Source organism: Kitasatospora sp. NPDC059673, assembly GCF_042734215.1.
Classification (GTDB): Bacteria; Actinomycetota; Actinomycetes; order Streptomycetales; family Streptomycetaceae; genus Kitasatospora.
The window spans coordinates 155000-170552 of the sequence record NZ_JBHWEN010000013.1 but is presented as its reverse complement, the minus strand read 5'-3'; the positions used below and the strand labels follow the sequence as shown (position 1 = coordinate 170552).

Genomic DNA, 15553 nt, shown 5'->3' with positions numbered 1-15553 from the left:
GTCAGGAGACGTTGAGGGTGATGTCGTCGAGGACGAAGGAGGTCTGCTTGGTGTAGTCCTCGGCACCGGTGAACTTCAGGGTGACGCTCTGACCGGCGTAGGCGGCGAGGTTGAAGGTGCGCTGCTGGTAGCCGGCGGCGGCGTTGACGTTGGAGTAGGTGGCCAGGGTGGTGCCGTTGGCCGTGACGGTGAGGGTGTCGAAGACGGTGGTGGTGGAGGAGGCGCTGTCGATGTGCAGCCAGAAGCTGAGGTTGTAGTTCGCGCAGCCGGTCGGCAGGGTGACGGTCTGGGCGAGGGTGTCGGTGTTGGTGGCGCCGTAGCCGTCCAGCCAGGCGTCGTAAGTGCCGCTGTGGGCGGGCTCACTGGTGCTGCTGTTGATGGTGCTGGAGCCGCCGCTGTTGGTCTCGGTCCAGCCGGAGGTGCTGCCGCTCTCGAAGCCGGGGTTGGTGATCAGCTGGGCGGGGGTGCAGGTGGTGCCGCCGCTCGCGGTGACCGTCCAGGTGAAGGTGGCGCTGGCGGACGGGCCGGTGGAGTCGGTGGCGGTGACGGTGACCGTGCTGGTGCCGGCGGTGGTGGGGGTGCCGCTGATCAGGCCGGTGGCGGGGTTGACGGTCAGTCCGGCGGGCAAGCCGGTGGCCGCGTAGCCGAGGGTGCCGCCGGCGGTGTCGGTGGCGGACAGCTGGAGGCTGGTCGCGGTGCCGACGGTGGCGGTGCGGGCGCCCGGGTTGGCGAGGGAGACCGAGCCGGTGTTGCCGCCGGAGCCGCTGCCCTGGGCGAGCCAGGCGGTGGCGTTGAGGGCGAGCGCGGCGTCGGTGCCGGCCGGGTCGTTCCAGCCGTTGTAGAGGGTGTTGCCCGACTGGCCGGTGCCGTCGTCGATCGGCGAGGAGTCGCCCCAGATCGCCACCCGGCCCTTGCCGAAGGTCGAAGTGGCGAACGCCGCGCCGGTGTTGCCGCTGTAACCGGTGCGGTAGACCAGGCCCTTGACGTTCGGGTTGTCGGCGGGCTTGAGGGTGAAGGTGGTGCCGTTGCGGATGATCGAGCCGGTGACGGTGCCGAACGGCCCGTTGATCACCGGGTCGGCGGTGGCGGAGATCGCCCGCGGGTTGTCGGTGGTGATGTTCAGCAGATCGACGGAGAAGCCGAACGGGTCGTTGTTGTTGACGCCGTTGCTGGTCAGCAGGTCGTTGATGATGGCCGGGGAGTCCCAGCCGTCGTTGTTGCGGTCGCTCTGGGTGTGGTCGGAGATCAGGAACAGGCCGCCACCGTTCTGGACGAACGTCATCACGGCGGTCTTCTCGGCCGCGCTGAGGCGGATGTTGGGCTCGGGGATCACGAACTCGTCGAAGTTGGCGAGGTCGAGCGCGCCGCCGGTGCCGTAGGTGATGGTGTTGCCGGCGGGCAGCGTCTTCAGGCTGTAGTTGCCGGTCTTCTGCAGGGCCACGCCCCAGGCCGAGATGGCGCCGGTCCAGCTGGTCTCGCTGCTCGGGTTGGCGTTCTGCGCCAGCGGGTCGGGCTGGCTGGTGGAGATGATCCAGTCCGCGTTGCCCGCGGTCTCCGCCTTGGTGTTGTCGAACAGCACCCGCTTCGGGGTGGTGGTGGCGGCGGCCGCGGCGGCGTTCTTGGGGGTGGCCGCGGTGGCGTGCTGCGGGACGGCGCTCGCGCCGGCGGCGACCACCAGTGCGGTGGCGGCGAGGGCCAGCGGGCGGGCGGCCTTCCACGTTCTGATCATCTGTCAATCTCCTCGAACCACAGGAACCATGGGGGTGCGGGTGCGCCTGCGCTACGCGCGTAGGCGGGCACACGCTGCCATGGTGGGGTAATCGGAGCTTGAACGGAACATGTCGATCACACGCCGTCCGCAATGATGCGGTTTGTCCCCACGTGATGGTGATCACTCAAAGCCGCGAGCCCGGAACGCCAGGTGGGACGGCGTTCCGGGCTCGGGGCTCAGGGCTCAGGGCTCGGGGCTCGGGCTCGGGCTCGGGCTCGGGTGGTGACGAGGTGTCAGGCAGCTGCGGGTTCGAGCAGGGCCGGGACGGGGCGCGGGTGGCTGTCGGCGTCGATGGCGACGAACGTGAGCCTTCCGGTGGCGACCCGGGTGACCGGGCCGGTGGCGTTCCAGCGCTCGGCGGTGACGGTGACGTGGACGGTCATCGAGGTACGCCCGGCCCGCTCCAGCTCGGCGTGCGCGGTGAGCAGGTCGCCGGCCCGGACGGGGGCGAGGAAGGTCATGCCGTCCACGGCGGCGGTGACGGCCGGGCCTTCGGCATGCCGGGCGGCAGCGGCGGCCGCGGCGTCGTCGATGAGCTTCATCACCACGCCGCCGTGGATGGTGCCGTAGAGATTGGTGTCGTGCTCACTCATGATGTGCGCGAGCGTCACCTGGGACGCCTGCGCGGGCTTGGCGGCGGACACCACGGGTGCGACGGTCTGATCTGCCACGTCAACTCTCCTTCGCGAGTCGCGGCTTGGGCGATCCGCGGCACCGGTGGGCGCTGCGGGCGGCGGCAGGTCTTCGGACTCGCGGACATCTCCCGTGGAGGGCCTGCCTACTGGCCGTCGCTTCCCGGACCGGTCGGGCCCAGTGCGTGTGACGGCGGTCGTTCCCGCTCACCGCTGCGAGGCAGTCCTGGACTCGCACCAGGTTCCCTCTTACGACGCCCCTGCCCTGGCTCGGACGGGTGCGAACCGCTGCCCGACCAGCCTATATCCCCGCCGGAGGTGCTCAGTCCGCCCGGCGGTCAAGGGGGCCGCCAGCCTGCCGGACGACGCCACGGGGCGTCCACGCGGGGCGGGGCGGCGTGAGTCGCAGCGCACAGGTCTCGGCGACGACGGGAGCAGGACGTGGTGGCAGGCCCGGAGCGCTCCCGTCCGACGGTCGGGCCCACGGCAGTCGGTGCTCCCGGCGGCCGCGCGAGTGGCGGGCCGGCCGGGGGGCGGTCAGGGTGTCGGGCGGTGCCAGGGGGCGTCGGGGCGGGTGGGGGTGGGGTTGGCGGTCAGGCGCAGGGCGTAGGTGTCGGTGGTGACGGGGCCGAGGTAGTGGTGGCCGGTGAGGTGGCACCAGGCGGGGAGGTCGAGGGGGGCGGCGGGGTCGGTGGCGTGGATGTGGACGAGGGTGCCGGCGGGGGCGTCGGCGATGGCGGCGCGCAGCCGCAGGAGCAGGGTGACGCAGAGCAATCCGCGTCCGTCGATGGTGAGTTGGGGGGTCTGGTGGTCCGTCATCGTCGGGCCCGGGTGGCTGCGGTGGCGAGGGCGGGGAGGATCAGCAGGGCGACCAGGCCGCCGCCGAAGGCGAGGACGGGGTAGCCGGCCAGGTCGACGACGGCGCCGGAGGCGAGGCCGCCGGTGGCGCCGGAGATGGCGATGGCGACGTCGACGCTGCCCTGGGTCTTGGCGCGGGTGGCGAGCGGGACGGCGTCGGTGAGGATCGCGGTGCCGGAGACCAGGCCGAAGTTCCAGCCGAGGCCGAGCAGGACGAGTGCGAGGGCGAGCAGCGGGAGGGAGTCTGCGGGGGCGAGGGCGGCGAGCACGCCGGCCGCGAGCAGGGTGAGTCCGGCGGCGGCGCCGACGGTGAGCGGGCCGTGCCGGTCGACCAGGCGTCCGGTGAGCGGGGAGGGCAGGTACATCGCGGCGACGTGCAGGGCGATGACGAACCCGGCTGCGGCGGTGCCCTGTCCGGCGTCGTGCATGTGGACGGGTGTCATGGTCATCACGCCGACCATGACGAGCTGGGTGACCACCATCACCTGCGCTCCGAGCAGGACGCGGTTGCGGGTGCGGGCCGTTGACGTGCCGTCGGCGGTGTCCGCCGGGGTCTCGGCGGCCGGGGCCGCCGCGGCGGCGGCGCGGGCGAGCAGCAGCGGGTCGGGGCGCAGCCGGGTGGCGAGGACGAGCGCGGCGGCGGCGTAGGCCACGCCGCCCAGCAGGAACGGTCCGGCGAGTCGGGGCAGGTGCAGGGCCTCGGCGAGGTCGCCGGTGGGGGCGGCGAGGTTGGGGCCGAGGACGCCGCCGAGGGTGGTGGCGACCAGCACGGTGGAGATCGCCCGGGCGCGGTGTCCGGGGGCGGCGAGGTCGGCCCCGGCGTACCGGGCCTGGAGGTTGGTGGCGGTGCCGGCGCCGTAGACGAACAGCGCGAGGAACAGCAGGACGGGGCTGTCGAGTGCGGCGGCGGCGATCACGCCGACGCTGCCGACGGCGCCGGTGGCGTACCCGAGGGCGAGTCCGGGGCGGCGGCCGCGGGCGGCGGATATTCGGCTGACCACGATCGCCGTGAGCGCGCTGCCGGCGGTGAACAGGGCACTGGGCAGCCCGGCCAGCCCGGTGCTGCCGAGCATGTCCTGGGCGAGCAGCGCGCCGACGGTGATGCCGGCGGCCAGCCCGGCACCGCTGAGGATCTGGGAGGTGACCAGGACCCGCAGGATGTGCCGCTGAACGGCGGGGTCGGCGGCGAGTTCGGCGGGTGGCGGCGCTGTGGTGCTGGTCTCTGACGTCACGGCTCTCCTCGGTTATCCAAAGTTTCGTGGAATATCCTAACGACCCCTCGCCGCAAAACCGCCCGGCGCACAGTTGGGGACGGGGCGCGCCAGGTGAGTGCGGCAAGCGCCCCCCTGGCGGGTGGTGAAAGGGGCCAGGTGGGCGGAGCGCGCGTCCCGGGGTGCGCGGCGCTGCCAAGGTGGGGCGGTGATCTCTCGACGCGGACTGCTCTTTGCTTCTGGCGGCGCGGCGGCCGCCGCCGCCCTGACCGGCCCCGGGGCCGGAATCTCTCGTGCGGCGGACGCGGCCCCGCCCGACCCGGCGCGGAAGGCGGCGGCGCTGATCATGGCGCGCCGGATCCTGCTGACCGACGCCGACCACAACGACCTGACCCTGGAGTACCTGAAGCTGCTGACCGGCCGTCAGCGCGTGAAGAAGACCGAGACGCGCGACGTGCTGGTGGTCGGCGCGGGCGTGGCCGGAATGGTGTGCGCCCGGCTGTTGCAGGCGGCGGGTCACAAGGTGCGGGTACTGGAGGCGAACCGCAGCCGGGTGGGCGGCCGGGTGAAGACCTTCCGCGGCGACGTGTGGCAGGACTCCCGGCTGCACGCGGAGGCCGGCGCGATGCGCATCCCGTCCAGCCACGTGCTGACCCTCGCGCTGGCCGACCACCTGAAGGTGCCGCGCCGCCCGTTCGACCTGGTGGACCTCCCGCCGCTGCCGGACCAGGTCTCCCACGACTCCAGGGTGGCGTACAAGTCGTGGACGGGTGAGGAGTTCACCAGCGGCGAAGCCCCCGCGTACGTCGCGCCGAAGGGTCTCGGCAGCCGCTTCGTGCACGTCAACGGACAGACCGTCACCAAGAAGCAGTACGCCGAGAACCCGGGCCCGATCAACAAGAGCTTCGGCTGGGACAGCAACCAGACCACCGCGGCGGCCTTCGACAAGGCGCTCGACACCGCCCGCGCCTACACCATGGACAAGAACCCCGACGGCACCTGGACCGACAAGCCGATCGCGGAGCGGGTCACCGGCATGGCCGACCTGCTGTACGACATGGACGGCTACTCGCTGCTGCGCTACCTGCAGGAGGGCGAGGGCTGGAGCGACGCCCAGATCCAGGCCGTCGGCACGCTGGAGAACCTGACCAGCCGGCTGTCCTACGGCTTCCTGCACTCGGTGTTCGACGCCGGTGACATCAACCCGTCGGTCACCTACTTCGAGTTCGACGCGGGCACCGACGCGCTCACCGAGGCGCTCGCCAAGGGCCTGTCGATCGAGCGCGGCCAGGTGGCCACCCGGGTCCGCACGGACGAGCACGGCGTGACGGTGACCGCCGAACCCGAGACCGGCCCGGAGGACGAGGCCTGCGACGGCGCGATCGGCAACAAGCCCACCGAGTACCGGGCCGACATGGTGGTGCTGGCGGTGCCGTTCGCGGCGCTGCGGCACGTCGACTTCGAGCCGCTGCTCCCCTACGGCAAGCGCCGGGCGATCAACGAACTCAAGCACGACACCGCGCACAAGGTGCTGCTGGAGTTCACCGAGCGCTGGTGGGAGTGGGACGAGGCGACCTGGAAGAACAAGCTCGGCAACGACTACAAGCCCGCCCCGCACGGCGACGCGGTGGCCGCGGTCGGCGGCGGCTGCGTCTCCGACGAGGCCGGCCGGTTCGTCTACTTCCCCTCCCACCCCAGCGACGGCGGCGCACCCGGCGGTGTGGTGCTGGCCGCCTACAACTGGGCGGAGGACGCGCTGCGCTTCGACGCCCTCACCCCCGCCGACCGGCACACCGAGGCGCTGGAACACCTGACCGGCCTGTACGGCGAGCGGATCCGGCGCTACGTCACCGACCGGCACGTCTCGCAGTCCTGGCTGCGCAATCGCTGGGCGCTGGGCGAGGCCGTCATCGAGACGCCCGGGCAGCTGCTCAGCCTCGGCCCGCACGTGGCGACGCCCGTCGAAGGGAAGCTGTTCTTCGCCGGCGACCACTGCCAGCCGCGCTACCACGCGTGGATCTCGGGCGCGATCGCCTCCGGCACGGAGGCCGCGCTGCAGGTCGCCAACACCGTCTGACCAGCGGCACCAAATCGCAGCGCCCGCAACGCTCGCACCGCCCGCCGCCGGTACCCGATGCTTCGTCAGTCGGGTGCTGGCGGCGGGCGTTTCGCCGTCCCGGCCGGAGCCCTTCCCGACGGCGGGTCGGGCTGCCCGACCGGCCATCAGCGGCCGTGTCCCGGCGGGCGGGGCGGCGGGCGCACCGATACCATCGGCGCATGCGCGACACCGGCGGGGACCAGCGGCGCTCCGTGCTGCTGGCGTTCCGCTCGGCGGTGGCACTGCACCGACTGCTGGACGTGCTGCCGGTGTTCGAGGGCGACGGCCGGATCTCCCGCTGGTTCACCCTGGTGCCGGGCTCCCGGTTCGACCTGGAGGCGCTGGCCGCGCTGGACCGCTCCGGCGCCCGGGTGATCGACTTCGAGCAGGCCACCGAACGGCCCTTCGACCTCGTCCTGACCACCAGCCCGAAGGGCGCGCTGGCCAGCCTGTCCGCTCGCGCCCGGGCCCTGCTGCCGCACGGCGCGGGCTTCAACAAGGCGCTGCGCGAGGAGGGTTCACCCGAGCTGCCGTCCGGCCTCGACCCGGCGTTCCTGCTCTCCGACGGCGCGCCGTGGGCCGATCTGCACGGTCTCGGTCATGCCGAACAGCTGTCCCGGCTGGCCGAGTTCTGCCCGCCGGCGGCCACCCGTGCGGTCGTCGTCGGCGATCCGACGCTGGACCGGATGCTGGAGTCGAACCCCCGCCGCGAGGTGTACCGGGCCGCGCTCGACCTCGGCGACCGCACCCTGCTGGCGGTGCTCTCCACCTGGGGGCCGGAGAGTCTGCTGGTCCAACGCCCCGAACTTCCGGGCGAGTTGGTGCTGGGCCTGCCGGTGGACCGCTACCGGGTCGCGCTGCTGGTCCACCCCAACGAGATCGGCGAACGCAGCCGCCTCGACCTCGCCGAGCAGTTCCGCCCCGAGCTGCGGGCCGGGCTGCTGCTGCCCTCCCCGCACCAGGACTGGGCGGCGGTCCTGGTCGCCGCCGACGCGGTGATCACCGACCACGGCTCCACCGCGCTGTACGCCGCCGCGCTCGGCCGCCCCGTGCTGAACGCCTACGACGGCGGGCGGGAGTTGATCGCCGGCACCCCGATGGCCCGGCTGCTGGCCGCCGCGCCGCGCTTCACCGGCCTGGAGAGCGTTCGCGGCCTGGACCTGGCCGCGACCACCCTCGCCCGGGGCCCCGCCGCTGACGCGTTCGACCGGCCCGGGCAGGCGCTGGGCCTGCTGCGCACCGAGCTGTACCGGCTGCTCGACCTGACGCCCCCTCGGCAGGTGGTGCTGCCGCAGCCGCTACCGGTGCCGTCGGTGCCGCGGTCGGCCGCGCCGACGCTCGCGGTGCGGGCCGAGGTCGACGGGCAGCGGGTGCGGGTGGAGCGTTTCCCGGCCGCCACCGAGCTGCCGATCCACCACCTGTCCGCCGAGCACCCGGTGGCCGCGCTGGCTCAGGTGCGCAGCGCCGCCGTGCTGTGGCGGCGCCCCGGTTCCGGCCGCTGGACGGTGTCCGGTTGGGCCACGCACGTACTGGACGAACTGCCCGCCTGCCTGACCGCAGCGGCGGTGATGTCCGCCGACCGCTGCGTCCTGCTGCACCGGCACCGCGGCCCACTGACCGTGCAGCTCGCGCCTGGCCGGGCCGGCGGCCGCATCCACCGGATCGATCCCACGGCCGCGGTCTCCGCCGTCCACGCCTGGCTCGGCGCCCACCCGGCGGCCGGTCTCCCCGCCGAACTCGACTGCGCGCTGGGCCCGTTCACCGCCCGGCTCACCGTCCGCCCGGCGCTCGCCGAGGAGCTCGACGCGGAGCTGTGACGGGCGGTGGCGGGAGGTCAGCTCTCGTCGGGGCCGGGGTTGGGCGTGGCGCCGGGGCCGGGTTCGGGGTCGGGCGCGGCGCCGGGGTCAGGGTCCGGGCCGGGGCCGGGTTCGGGGTCGGGCGCGGCGCCGTGGGCGGCCCGCAACTCGGCGGCGCGGGTGCGGTGTTGTGCGGCCTCGGCGGGGCGGCCGGTACGGTCGGCGAGGGTGGCGAGGTCGGTGCGGATGCGGGCCTCGTCGAAGGTGGAGCGGCGGGCTTCGGCGTCGGCGAGAGCGGCGGTCAGGTGGGGTTCGGCGTCCGGGTACCGGCCGGCCCGCAGCAGGGCCCGGCCGAGGCCGGAGCGGGCCCGGGCGGTCATGCGTTGGCGTCCGTCCATACCGGCGAATGCCTGGTGGGCCCGGGCGAACAGTTCGGCGGCCTCGGCCTGGTCGTCGGCGGCGGCAGCGGCTCTGGCGCACTGGTAGGTCTGGAGCGCCGCGCCGTACGCGTTGCCGATCGCCAGGTGGATCGCGCGGGCCGTGTCGAAGTCGGCGCGGGCGGTGGCGAAGTGCGCGCGGGCGGTGTCGGCGTCCCCGCGTTCGGTGGCCCATTGGCCTTCGGCGAGGGCGAGTTGGCCGTGGAAGTCGATGGCGGAGGCGGCGAGCCGGCGGTCGGCGAACTCCTCGCCGAGCAGCTCGGCGAGGGCGCGGGCCCGGTCGAGGGCGGTGGCGGCCTCCTCGAACCGGGCGGTCTCCCACAGCGGCCGGGCCAGCAGGCAGCGGGTGCGGATCCGGGCGGGCAGCTGGTCGGCGCGGTCGGCGGCGGCCACGGCGGCGGTGAAGGCGTCGATGGCGTCGGCGTGCCGGGGGTGGTCGAGGAAGTGCGTCCACAGCGATTCGGCGAGCGCCACGGCGTCCTGGTCGCGGCCGCTGTCGTGGGCGAGGGCGACCGCGCCGTACAGGGCCTGCCGGTTGGCCTCCATCCAGTGCAGCGCCTGGGACTTGGCGGTGCCGAGGTCGGCGTCGGGGACGCCCGGCAGCGGCGGCACCTCGGGTTCGACGGTGAGGCGGGTGCCGGCCATCACCAGGTCGGCGCGGGCGCTCTGGCGGCGCAGCCAGTGCAGGACGCGGCGCCGGGCGTCGGCGCGTTCGGTGCCGTCCGGGTCGGCCTGCCGGGCGCGGCGGGCGGCGTGGCCGCGTACCAGGGCGTGCTGGCGGTAGCCGCCGGTGCGGTAGTCGAGCAGTCCGGCGGCGACGAGTTCGGCGAGGGCGTCCTCGGTGGCCGGCAGGCTCCGGCCGAGCAGTGCGGCGGCGGTGTGCTCGGTGACGGACGGGCCGGGGCACTCGGGCAGGATGCGGTACAACTGGGCGGCGGCGGCGCCGAGTTCGGCGTAGGCGGCGTCCCAGACGGCCTCCACGGGCTTGCTCCCCTGCTGATGGAGTTCGGCGGTGAGTCGTTCGGCGAGCGCGGCGAGGCTGCGGTGCGGGAGGCGGCGGGCGAGTTCGCCGGCCACTTCGGCGGCCTTGGGCAGTCCGGCACAGGCGGTGGCCAGGGTGTGCACGGTGGCGGGGTCGGCGGCGGCCCAGCGCTGTTCGCCGGACAGCAGGCGCAGCAGTTCGGCGATGTGGTCGGTGGAGAGCGGAGCGAGGGCGAGCTCCAGCGGGGCGGTGTCGCCGAGGTCGTACAGCGGGCCGTGGCTGGTGACCAGCACCAGGCTGGCGGCGGAGGCGGGCAGCAGCGGCTGGACCTCGGCGCCGGTGCGGGCGTTGTCGATCACCAGGAGTCGGCGGCCGCCCCGGGTGCGGGCCCAGTACTGGCGGGCCAGCGAGCGGAAGTCCGTTGCCAGCCAGGCGCGTTCGACGCCGAGGCCGGACAGCAGGTCGGCCAGGACGGCGGCCAGGTCGGCCGCGCCCTCGCGGCGGTAGTCGTCCAGGTCGATGTAGTGCGCGCCGTCCGGGTGGCGGTCGGCCAGGCGGTGGCCGAGGCGCACGCACAGGGCGGTCTTGCCGATGCCGCCCAGCCCGCTGATCGTCACCACCTGCGGGGTGGCGGGCTGCGCGCCGTCGGGTTCGGGGAGGTCGGCGATGCGCGCCTGTTCCTCGGTCCGGTCGACGAAGTGGGCGCGCTCGGGCGGCAGTTCGAAGGCCGGGGTGTGGACGACGGCGGCCGCCTGGTGGATGTTCACCGTGCTGACGTGCTGCGCCTGCACCACGGTGTCCACCCGGGCGTGGTCGCCCACCACGTTGCGCGTCTGTTCGGTCACGCGCCAACCCTACGCGGTGGCGGGGGCGCTGACCGGGAGACACCGCAACCCGGGCGGGGGCGCGGCGCCCGGGGTGTCAGCGCTGGAGCCAGCCTTGGGGTGCCAGCCTTGGGGTGTCAGCCTTTGGGGAGAGTGAACCAGCGCCAGTCCTGGCTCTCGGCGACGCCGCGCCAGATGGCGAGCGGGATCGGCGGCGTGCTGCGGGTGTTCTTCTGCTCGGCGCCTCCGGTGAAGTCGCGTATCCCGCTGTACTCGGTGAACTCCAGTACGGTGCCGTCCATCCGCCACACCCGGACCCGGTAGTTGTACAGGGTCGGCGCCACCGCATCGTTGCTCTCCACCATCTCCCAGGTGCCGTCCGGCAGGAAGCCGTACGCGCAGCCCATGGTGGTGCGGGTTCCGTTGCCCAGGACGCTCTCCGTGCACTGGAACGGCAGGTCGCTGGGGTCGGCGGGAGCGCGCCGGTCCTTCGGGAAGACCAGCTGCGAGTGACGCATCGTCATCTCCAGGCTGGCGGTGACGCCGGAGCCGTCGACGAACTGCATCACCACCCCGGCGGTGCCGGAGGGGAGCGGGCCGGGGTGGACCTGGGCGTCCTTGAGGAACCGGCTGAACACGGGAAGCATGGAGTTGAGCGCCCTGTACACATTGTCGGGCGTGAACGGCATCTGACTGCCGGGGGCCGGGGTGTCGTTGCTCGACGGCCGACCGAGCACGGACGCCGGGGGCATGTTCAGCATCGGCGTGAACTCGGCCCCGGGGCTCGACCCGGCGGAGTCGAGCGGGCTCGGCGAGGTGGTGAGCGAGGGCACGCCCGCATTGGCCGTACCGCCCGCGCCGGCCGGGCCGACCGGGCCGGGGCCGTGGGCGGGCAACTTCGAGGCCACGGTGGACAGTCCGGCGTTCGCGCCGACCGCGGCCAGCGCGACGACGGTGAGCGCGGCGCCCGCCACCCGTAGCCGCCGGGCCAGTTTGCGGCGACGGCCCCGGCGGTTGCTCTCGGCGACGATCACGGCGACCGGGACGCTCAGTTCCTTGACGCTCGTCTCCATCATCCGGGAGAGCTCCAGGTCCAGGTCCAATGTCCGATGCCTTCCGTACTGGCAGGTGTATGTCACGAGAGTAGGCGGGGGTTCGTCCGGGGTGGGCCGTTGGCCCGGGTCAGTCCTGGAGCAGCAGGGCACGGTCCGGGCCGAGGATCGCGCGCAGGCGGGCCATCGAACGGGAGTTGAGGCTCTTCACGGCGCTGACGCTGATGCCCATCGCCTCCGCCGTCTGCTCCAGGCTGTAGTCCTCCAGGTACCGGAGGACCACGGCGGCCCGGTTCCTGGGCGGCAGTTGGCGCAGAGCGGCCATCAGGGTGATCCGCAGGGCGGCGGAGCTGCCCTCGTGGGCGCCGACCACCGGCTCCTCGGGGAATTCGGCGACGGCGAGTTCACTGGAGCGGCGCAGCCGACGGTGCGACAGGTAGCAGCGCAGCACCACCTTCCGGGCGTACGCGTCGACTCCGGCGTCCGCGTCGGCCCGCCGCAGCCGGCCCCAGACCGGGTACATCTTCGACAGCGCGGTCTGCACGAGGTCCTGTGCCTGGTGCCAGTCCCCGCACATCAGGTACGCGAGCTGGAACAGGCGGCGTGCCCGACTGGCCGCGAACTCGTCGAAGCCGAGCCCCTCGGTCATGTGGTCCCCCGGATGGAAAAGTGTTCGTCAACGTTCTGGATACACGCCGCACCCGGGCCGTTCGTCGCGCCACGAAGATCAAGATTGGGTAACGGCGGTTGCCTGCTGCCTCGTTGACGCTCAGGGCTGACCTGCGGGCGGCTCCTCGGCGGCAGCTGCGGGGGCGGCTGCGGCGTCGGGGGCGGGGGTCGCGTCGGGGGCGGCTGCGGCGTCGGGGGCGGGGGTCGCGTCGGCGGCTGCGGCTCGGAGGAGGTCGAGGAGGGCGCTGCCCGGGTAGCTCCGGAAGTCCGGGTACTCCTCGCGGTGATAACAGTTCCAGTAGCTCAGCACGCGCTGCCCGGTGAGGGCGAAGTAGGCCGGGTTGTCGGCGACGAACCGCCCGTAGACGCGGCGGCCTTCGGTGCCGGGCGCAGCGAGTCCGGCGAGTTTCCCGTGGATCAGGCACAGGATCACCAGCACGTACTCGCTTGCCAGTTGGAGGACGAACGGGACGACCCACGGGTCGGTCGAAGCGACGATCCGTTCCAGGTGGCGCTGGCGGATCCGGCCGTTGTGGTGCCGGGTGTAGAGGCAGTGCAGCAGTTGCCGCTGACGTCGCGTCAGTGCGGCCGCTGCTTCGGCGGACGGCTCGTCGTGGTAGATCCGGACGGGGACGACCACCCGCCGGCCGTTCACGAGGACGGTGAACCCGCGGTCGGTCGTGTGGCCGGCGGGCGGCATGACGGCCAGCATCGCGCGGGCGTCGTCGGCGAGTTCGGGCGGGAAGGCGGCGATCAGCCGGTCGGCGTAGGGAAGTTCGGGCGGGAAGGTCGTGATCGGCCGGTCAGGGGCGACCGGCTCGGGGGCGACCGGCTCGGGAGCGACCGGCTCGGACGACGCTCTGTGCTCGGCTGCGGGTTCGGGGCGTTCCTCGGGGCGGCCCTCGGGGCGGCTGCGCAGGCGGCTGCGCAGGCGGCAGATGGCGTTGCGCAGCGCGGTCTCGACCGTCCTCTCGGCGAGCGGGAGGACCATCAACGCGGGGTGGTACAGGCGCATCCGGCCGACGACCGTAGCCACGTTGACGGGCAGGGCGTCGGCCTGGATGTAGGCCGTGCCGGACTCCGCCTTGCGGTTGGCGCGGGTGATCCAGGCACCGAACTTCGACGGCCGGGGCGGGAAGGGCGCGCCGGGGTGGCCCGTCAGTTCGACCATCCACATGTTGCCCGCGACTCTGCACCGCACCGTCCGGATCTCCTCCCAGCGGATTCGGCCCAGCTGGCGGCTCTCCAACCCGTCGGCGTCCAGCACCAGTTCGGGGCCCACTGGATCCATTGGTTCAGCACCGCCGCGCCACAGAGCCCGAAGAACAGGATGCCGGCCACGCCGGGCATCACTGCGTCGCCCGTCACCACCATCAGCACGCCCACCGCGACGAACAGCGCGCTGACCAGCAGCACGCCCAGCGGCTTGGCGCGTGGGTAGCGGTAGACGGTGGGTGGCAGGACCGCCGATGCGTCGTTGATCACGCGCACAAGCTAGCGGCCGGGCCTTTGGGCGACGAAGGTTTTCCACTTCATATTTTGGCAATCCCCGCAGCACGCCCAGCGGCCCGGCGCGGTCAGTCCTCGGACGGCAGGATCGTCAGGCCGGGGTGGTACCGGCGCATGTCCGCGATGAGCGCCTTCGCGTCCATCGGCAGGGCGGCGACCGTGAAGATCGCCTCGCGGGCGCCCGTCCGGCGGTTGGTGCGGGCGGCCAGGCGTCCGAGCAGCGGGGGCCTGGGCGGGAAGGGCGCGCCAGGGTGGCCGGTCAGCAGGATCACCTCGTGCGGGCCGGCCGTCGAGGGCCGCACTCCCGCGATCTCGTCCCAATGGATCCGTCCGAGCTGGGGAACATGCAACCCGTCGGAATCCAGCACCAGTTGGGGAGTCCGCCGGATCAGGACGTTCAGCCCGATCACGACAAACAGCCCGGAGACCGGAAGGGCGATCACCCCGAAGAGCATCAGGACCGGGGTCAGGCGCGCTGCGACGACCAGTGCGGCCACCACGAAGACGGCCGCGGAGCCTGCCAGCGAGCGCCAGACCTTTCCGCGCCGGGCCAGGTGCACCGTGGGAGGTGGAACGACGAGTTCTTTGTCGATCATGCGCACAAGATAGCGATCAACACCCTTGCCCGGCGCGGATTTTCCCGCCGTCCTCGGTCGTCCGTCGGCCCTCCGTCGCCCGCCCGCCGTCGCCCGCCCGCCGTGGCCGCCTGCCGCCGCCCGTTCGCTGTCCCGCCCGCCGTGGCCGCCCGCCCGGTGGCGGCACACTGGATGCCATGGACCCCAGGGAACGCGTCGAGAGCGAGGGCGGCGAGCCCGCCTGCCGGCTGAATCTGGTCTGTGAGGAGTGCGGCAAGGTCCGGGAGGGCAGGCGTTGTCCGGTCTGCGAACCCGAGGTCGAGTCCGGCTCGCCGCACGGGAGTTGAGCGGGGCGCTCAGCGCAGCAGGCCGTGCAGGAGCAGCTCGGCCAGGTGCCCGTACGCCTCGGCGTCGGCGAGGCCGGTGGCCTCGGCGACCTGGCGTTGCTGGATGCGGACCATCACCGAGCTGATGACGTCCGCCGCGAACGCCACGTGGGTCTCGCGGAAGGCGCCTGCCGCGACCCCGTCGTCGATCAGCCGCTGGATCTGCCGGGCGGCGGCGCGGGTGTTGCGGCCGTACACCTCGGCGGCGGGTTCGAAGGCCGCCAGGTCGTCGAAGAACCGGGCCGAGCCGGGGGCGAGTTCGGCGGAGACGGTGCGCAGGTAGGCGGCCAGTCGGGCGGCCGGGTCGGTCTCGGCGGCCAGCGCGGCCTCCACCCGGGCGGTGGCGCTCCGGAAGAAGTGCACGACAGCTGCTCGGACCAGTTGCTCCTTGGAACCGGCCAGCCCGTACAGCGTGCGCTTCGAACAGTGCAGCCGGGCGGCGAGGTCGTCCAGCGTGAACTGGGCGAAGCCCTCGGCGACGAAGAGTGCGACGAGTTCCTCGAAGAGGGCGCTGCGGCGGGCGGCGCCCCGTCCGCTGGGCTGGGGTGCGGCGGCGCTGTCGATCACCCGGCCAGTATGACAGTCGGCCTCTGCTCGGCCGCCGATCCGCCCGCCCGGCGCACCCCGGCCCCGCTCCGCACTCCCCCGCGCCTCCCACGCGCCCCTGCTTTTCCCCGTTCTTTCCCGGACTTTTCCCTGTTCACCGCTCCCTGGTCCCCCGCAGCGGGCCCTCCTGCGCTACGCTCACCGGTA

Annotated in this window: 14 protein-coding genes and 1 riboswitch; of the genes, 3 read left to right on the top strand and 11 right to left on the bottom strand. The window is 73.4% G+C overall.

All coding sequences use genetic code 11. The annotated features are described in order from the left end of the window. Position 1: 1 nt before the first annotated feature. The 4 genes from ACFV18_RS17640 to ACFV18_RS17625 form a co-directional block, all read right to left on the bottom strand. Positions 2–1729, bottom strand: coding sequence for a putative Ig domain-containing protein (locus tag ACFV18_RS17640; RefSeq protein ID WP_380484081.1), 1728 nt, complete (start codon positions 1727–1729; stop codon positions 2–4). A 275-nt stretch (positions 1730–2004) separates the two neighbouring features. Then, entirely contained in the window at positions 2005–2442 is a 438-nt protein-coding gene (locus ACFV18_RS17635) for an acyl-CoA thioesterase (protein ID WP_380484079.1), read from the bottom strand. A 67-nt stretch (positions 2443–2509) separates the two neighbouring features. Beyond that, positions 2510–2655, bottom strand: a riboswitch (cobalamin riboswitch). A 285-nt stretch (positions 2656–2940) separates the two neighbouring features. Continuing rightward, positions 2941–3222 (bottom strand): sulfurtransferase TusA family protein, encoded by a 282-nt coding sequence (locus ACFV18_RS17630; protein ID WP_380484077.1) that lies wholly within the window; start codon positions 3220–3222, stop codon positions 2941–2943. Next, positions 3219–4493 carry an MFS transporter gene (locus tag ACFV18_RS17625; protein WP_380484075.1) on the bottom strand — a complete coding sequence of 425 codons (1275 nt, stop codon included), beginning with the start codon at positions 4491–4493 and terminating at the stop codon, positions 3219–3221. The genes ACFV18_RS17630 and ACFV18_RS17625 overlap by 4 nt, the downstream gene beginning before the upstream one ends. A 187-nt stretch (positions 4494–4680) precedes the next feature. Here ACFV18_RS17625 and ACFV18_RS17620 point away from each other — a divergent pair, with 187 nt between their 5' ends. Both ACFV18_RS17620 and ACFV18_RS17615 read left to right on the top strand, forming a co-directional pair. Beyond that, complete coding sequence (locus tag ACFV18_RS17620) at positions 4681–6549, top strand: flavin monoamine oxidase family protein (RefSeq protein WP_380484073.1); 1869 nt, start codon at positions 4681–4683, stop codon at positions 6547–6549. Between the two features lie 200 nt (positions 6550–6749). After that, complete coding sequence (locus tag ACFV18_RS17615; RefSeq protein ID WP_380484070.1) at positions 6750–8387, top strand: translation initiation factor 2; 1638 nt, start codon at positions 6750–6752, stop codon at positions 8385–8387. Positions 8388–8404: 17 nt separating this feature from the next. Here the strand turns inward: ACFV18_RS17615 and ACFV18_RS17610 are convergent, their stop codons facing one another. From ACFV18_RS17610 to ACFV18_RS17585, 6 genes are all read right to left on the bottom strand, one after another. Then, positions 8405–10630, bottom strand: coding sequence for a tetratricopeptide repeat protein (locus ACFV18_RS17610; protein ID WP_380484068.1), 2226 nt, complete (start codon positions 10628–10630; stop codon positions 8405–8407). A 116-nt stretch (positions 10631–10746) separates the two neighbouring features. Next, positions 10747–11712: a hypothetical protein gene (locus ACFV18_RS17605; RefSeq protein WP_380484066.1), complete on the bottom strand. Its 966-nt coding sequence runs from the start codon at positions 11710–11712 to the stop codon at positions 10747–10749. Between the two features lie 79 nt (positions 11713–11791). Then, positions 11792–12310 (bottom strand): SigE family RNA polymerase sigma factor, encoded by a 519-nt coding sequence (locus tag ACFV18_RS17600; protein ID WP_380484064.1) that lies wholly within the window; start codon positions 12308–12310, stop codon positions 11792–11794. Positions 12311–12430: 120 nt separating this feature from the next. Beyond that, positions 12431–13531, bottom strand: coding sequence for a hypothetical protein (locus tag ACFV18_RS17595; RefSeq protein WP_380484062.1), 1101 nt, complete (start codon positions 13529–13531; stop codon positions 12431–12433). Beyond that, positions 13489–13815, bottom strand: a complete 327-nt coding sequence (locus ACFV18_RS17590; protein WP_380484060.1) for a hypothetical protein — start codon at positions 13813–13815, stop codon at positions 13489–13491. The genes ACFV18_RS17595 and ACFV18_RS17590 overlap by 43 nt, the downstream gene beginning before the upstream one ends. Positions 13816–13907: 92 nt before the next feature. After that, positions 13908–14435, bottom strand: a complete 528-nt coding sequence (locus tag ACFV18_RS17585; protein WP_380484058.1) for a hypothetical protein — start codon at positions 14433–14435, stop codon at positions 13908–13910. Between the two features lie 176 nt (positions 14436–14611). Between ACFV18_RS17585 and ACFV18_RS17580 the strand changes: the two genes are divergently transcribed. After that, positions 14612–14761, top strand: coding sequence for a hypothetical protein (locus tag ACFV18_RS17580; RefSeq protein WP_380484056.1), 150 nt, complete (start codon positions 14612–14614; stop codon positions 14759–14761). Between the two features lie 9 nt (positions 14762–14770). Here the strand turns inward: ACFV18_RS17580 and ACFV18_RS17575 are convergent, their stop codons facing one another. Continuing rightward, a complete protein-coding gene (locus ACFV18_RS17575; RefSeq protein ID WP_380484054.1) occupies positions 14771–15367 on the bottom strand; it encodes a TetR/AcrR family transcriptional regulator in 597 nt (198 codons plus the stop codon). Positions 15368–15553: the final 186 nt, after the last annotated feature.

Excerpts from the sequence above, each read along its gene's own strand:
- ACFV18_RS17640 (WP_380484081.1), bottom strand. The coding sequence starts at position 1,729 with ATGATCAGAACGTGGAAGGCCGCCCGCCCGCTGGCCCTCGCCGCCACC.
- ACFV18_RS17630 (WP_380484077.1), bottom strand. The coding sequence starts at position 3,222 with ATGACGGACCACCAGACCCCCCAACTCACCATCGACGGACGCGGATTG.
- ACFV18_RS17615 (WP_380484070.1), top strand. The coding sequence starts at position 6,750 with ATGCGCGACACCGGCGGGGACCAGCGGCGCTCCGTGCTGCTGGCGTTC.
- ACFV18_RS17600 (WP_380484064.1), bottom strand. The coding sequence starts at position 12,310 with ATGACCGAGGGGCTCGGCTTCGACGAGTTCGCGGCCAGTCGGGCACGC.
- ACFV18_RS17585 (WP_380484058.1), bottom strand. The coding sequence starts at position 14,435 with ATGATCGACAAAGAACTCGTCGTTCCACCTCCCACGGTGCACCTGGCC.
- ACFV18_RS17580 (WP_380484056.1), top strand. The coding sequence starts at position 14,612 with ATGGACCCCAGGGAACGCGTCGAGAGCGAGGGCGGCGAGCCCGCCTGC.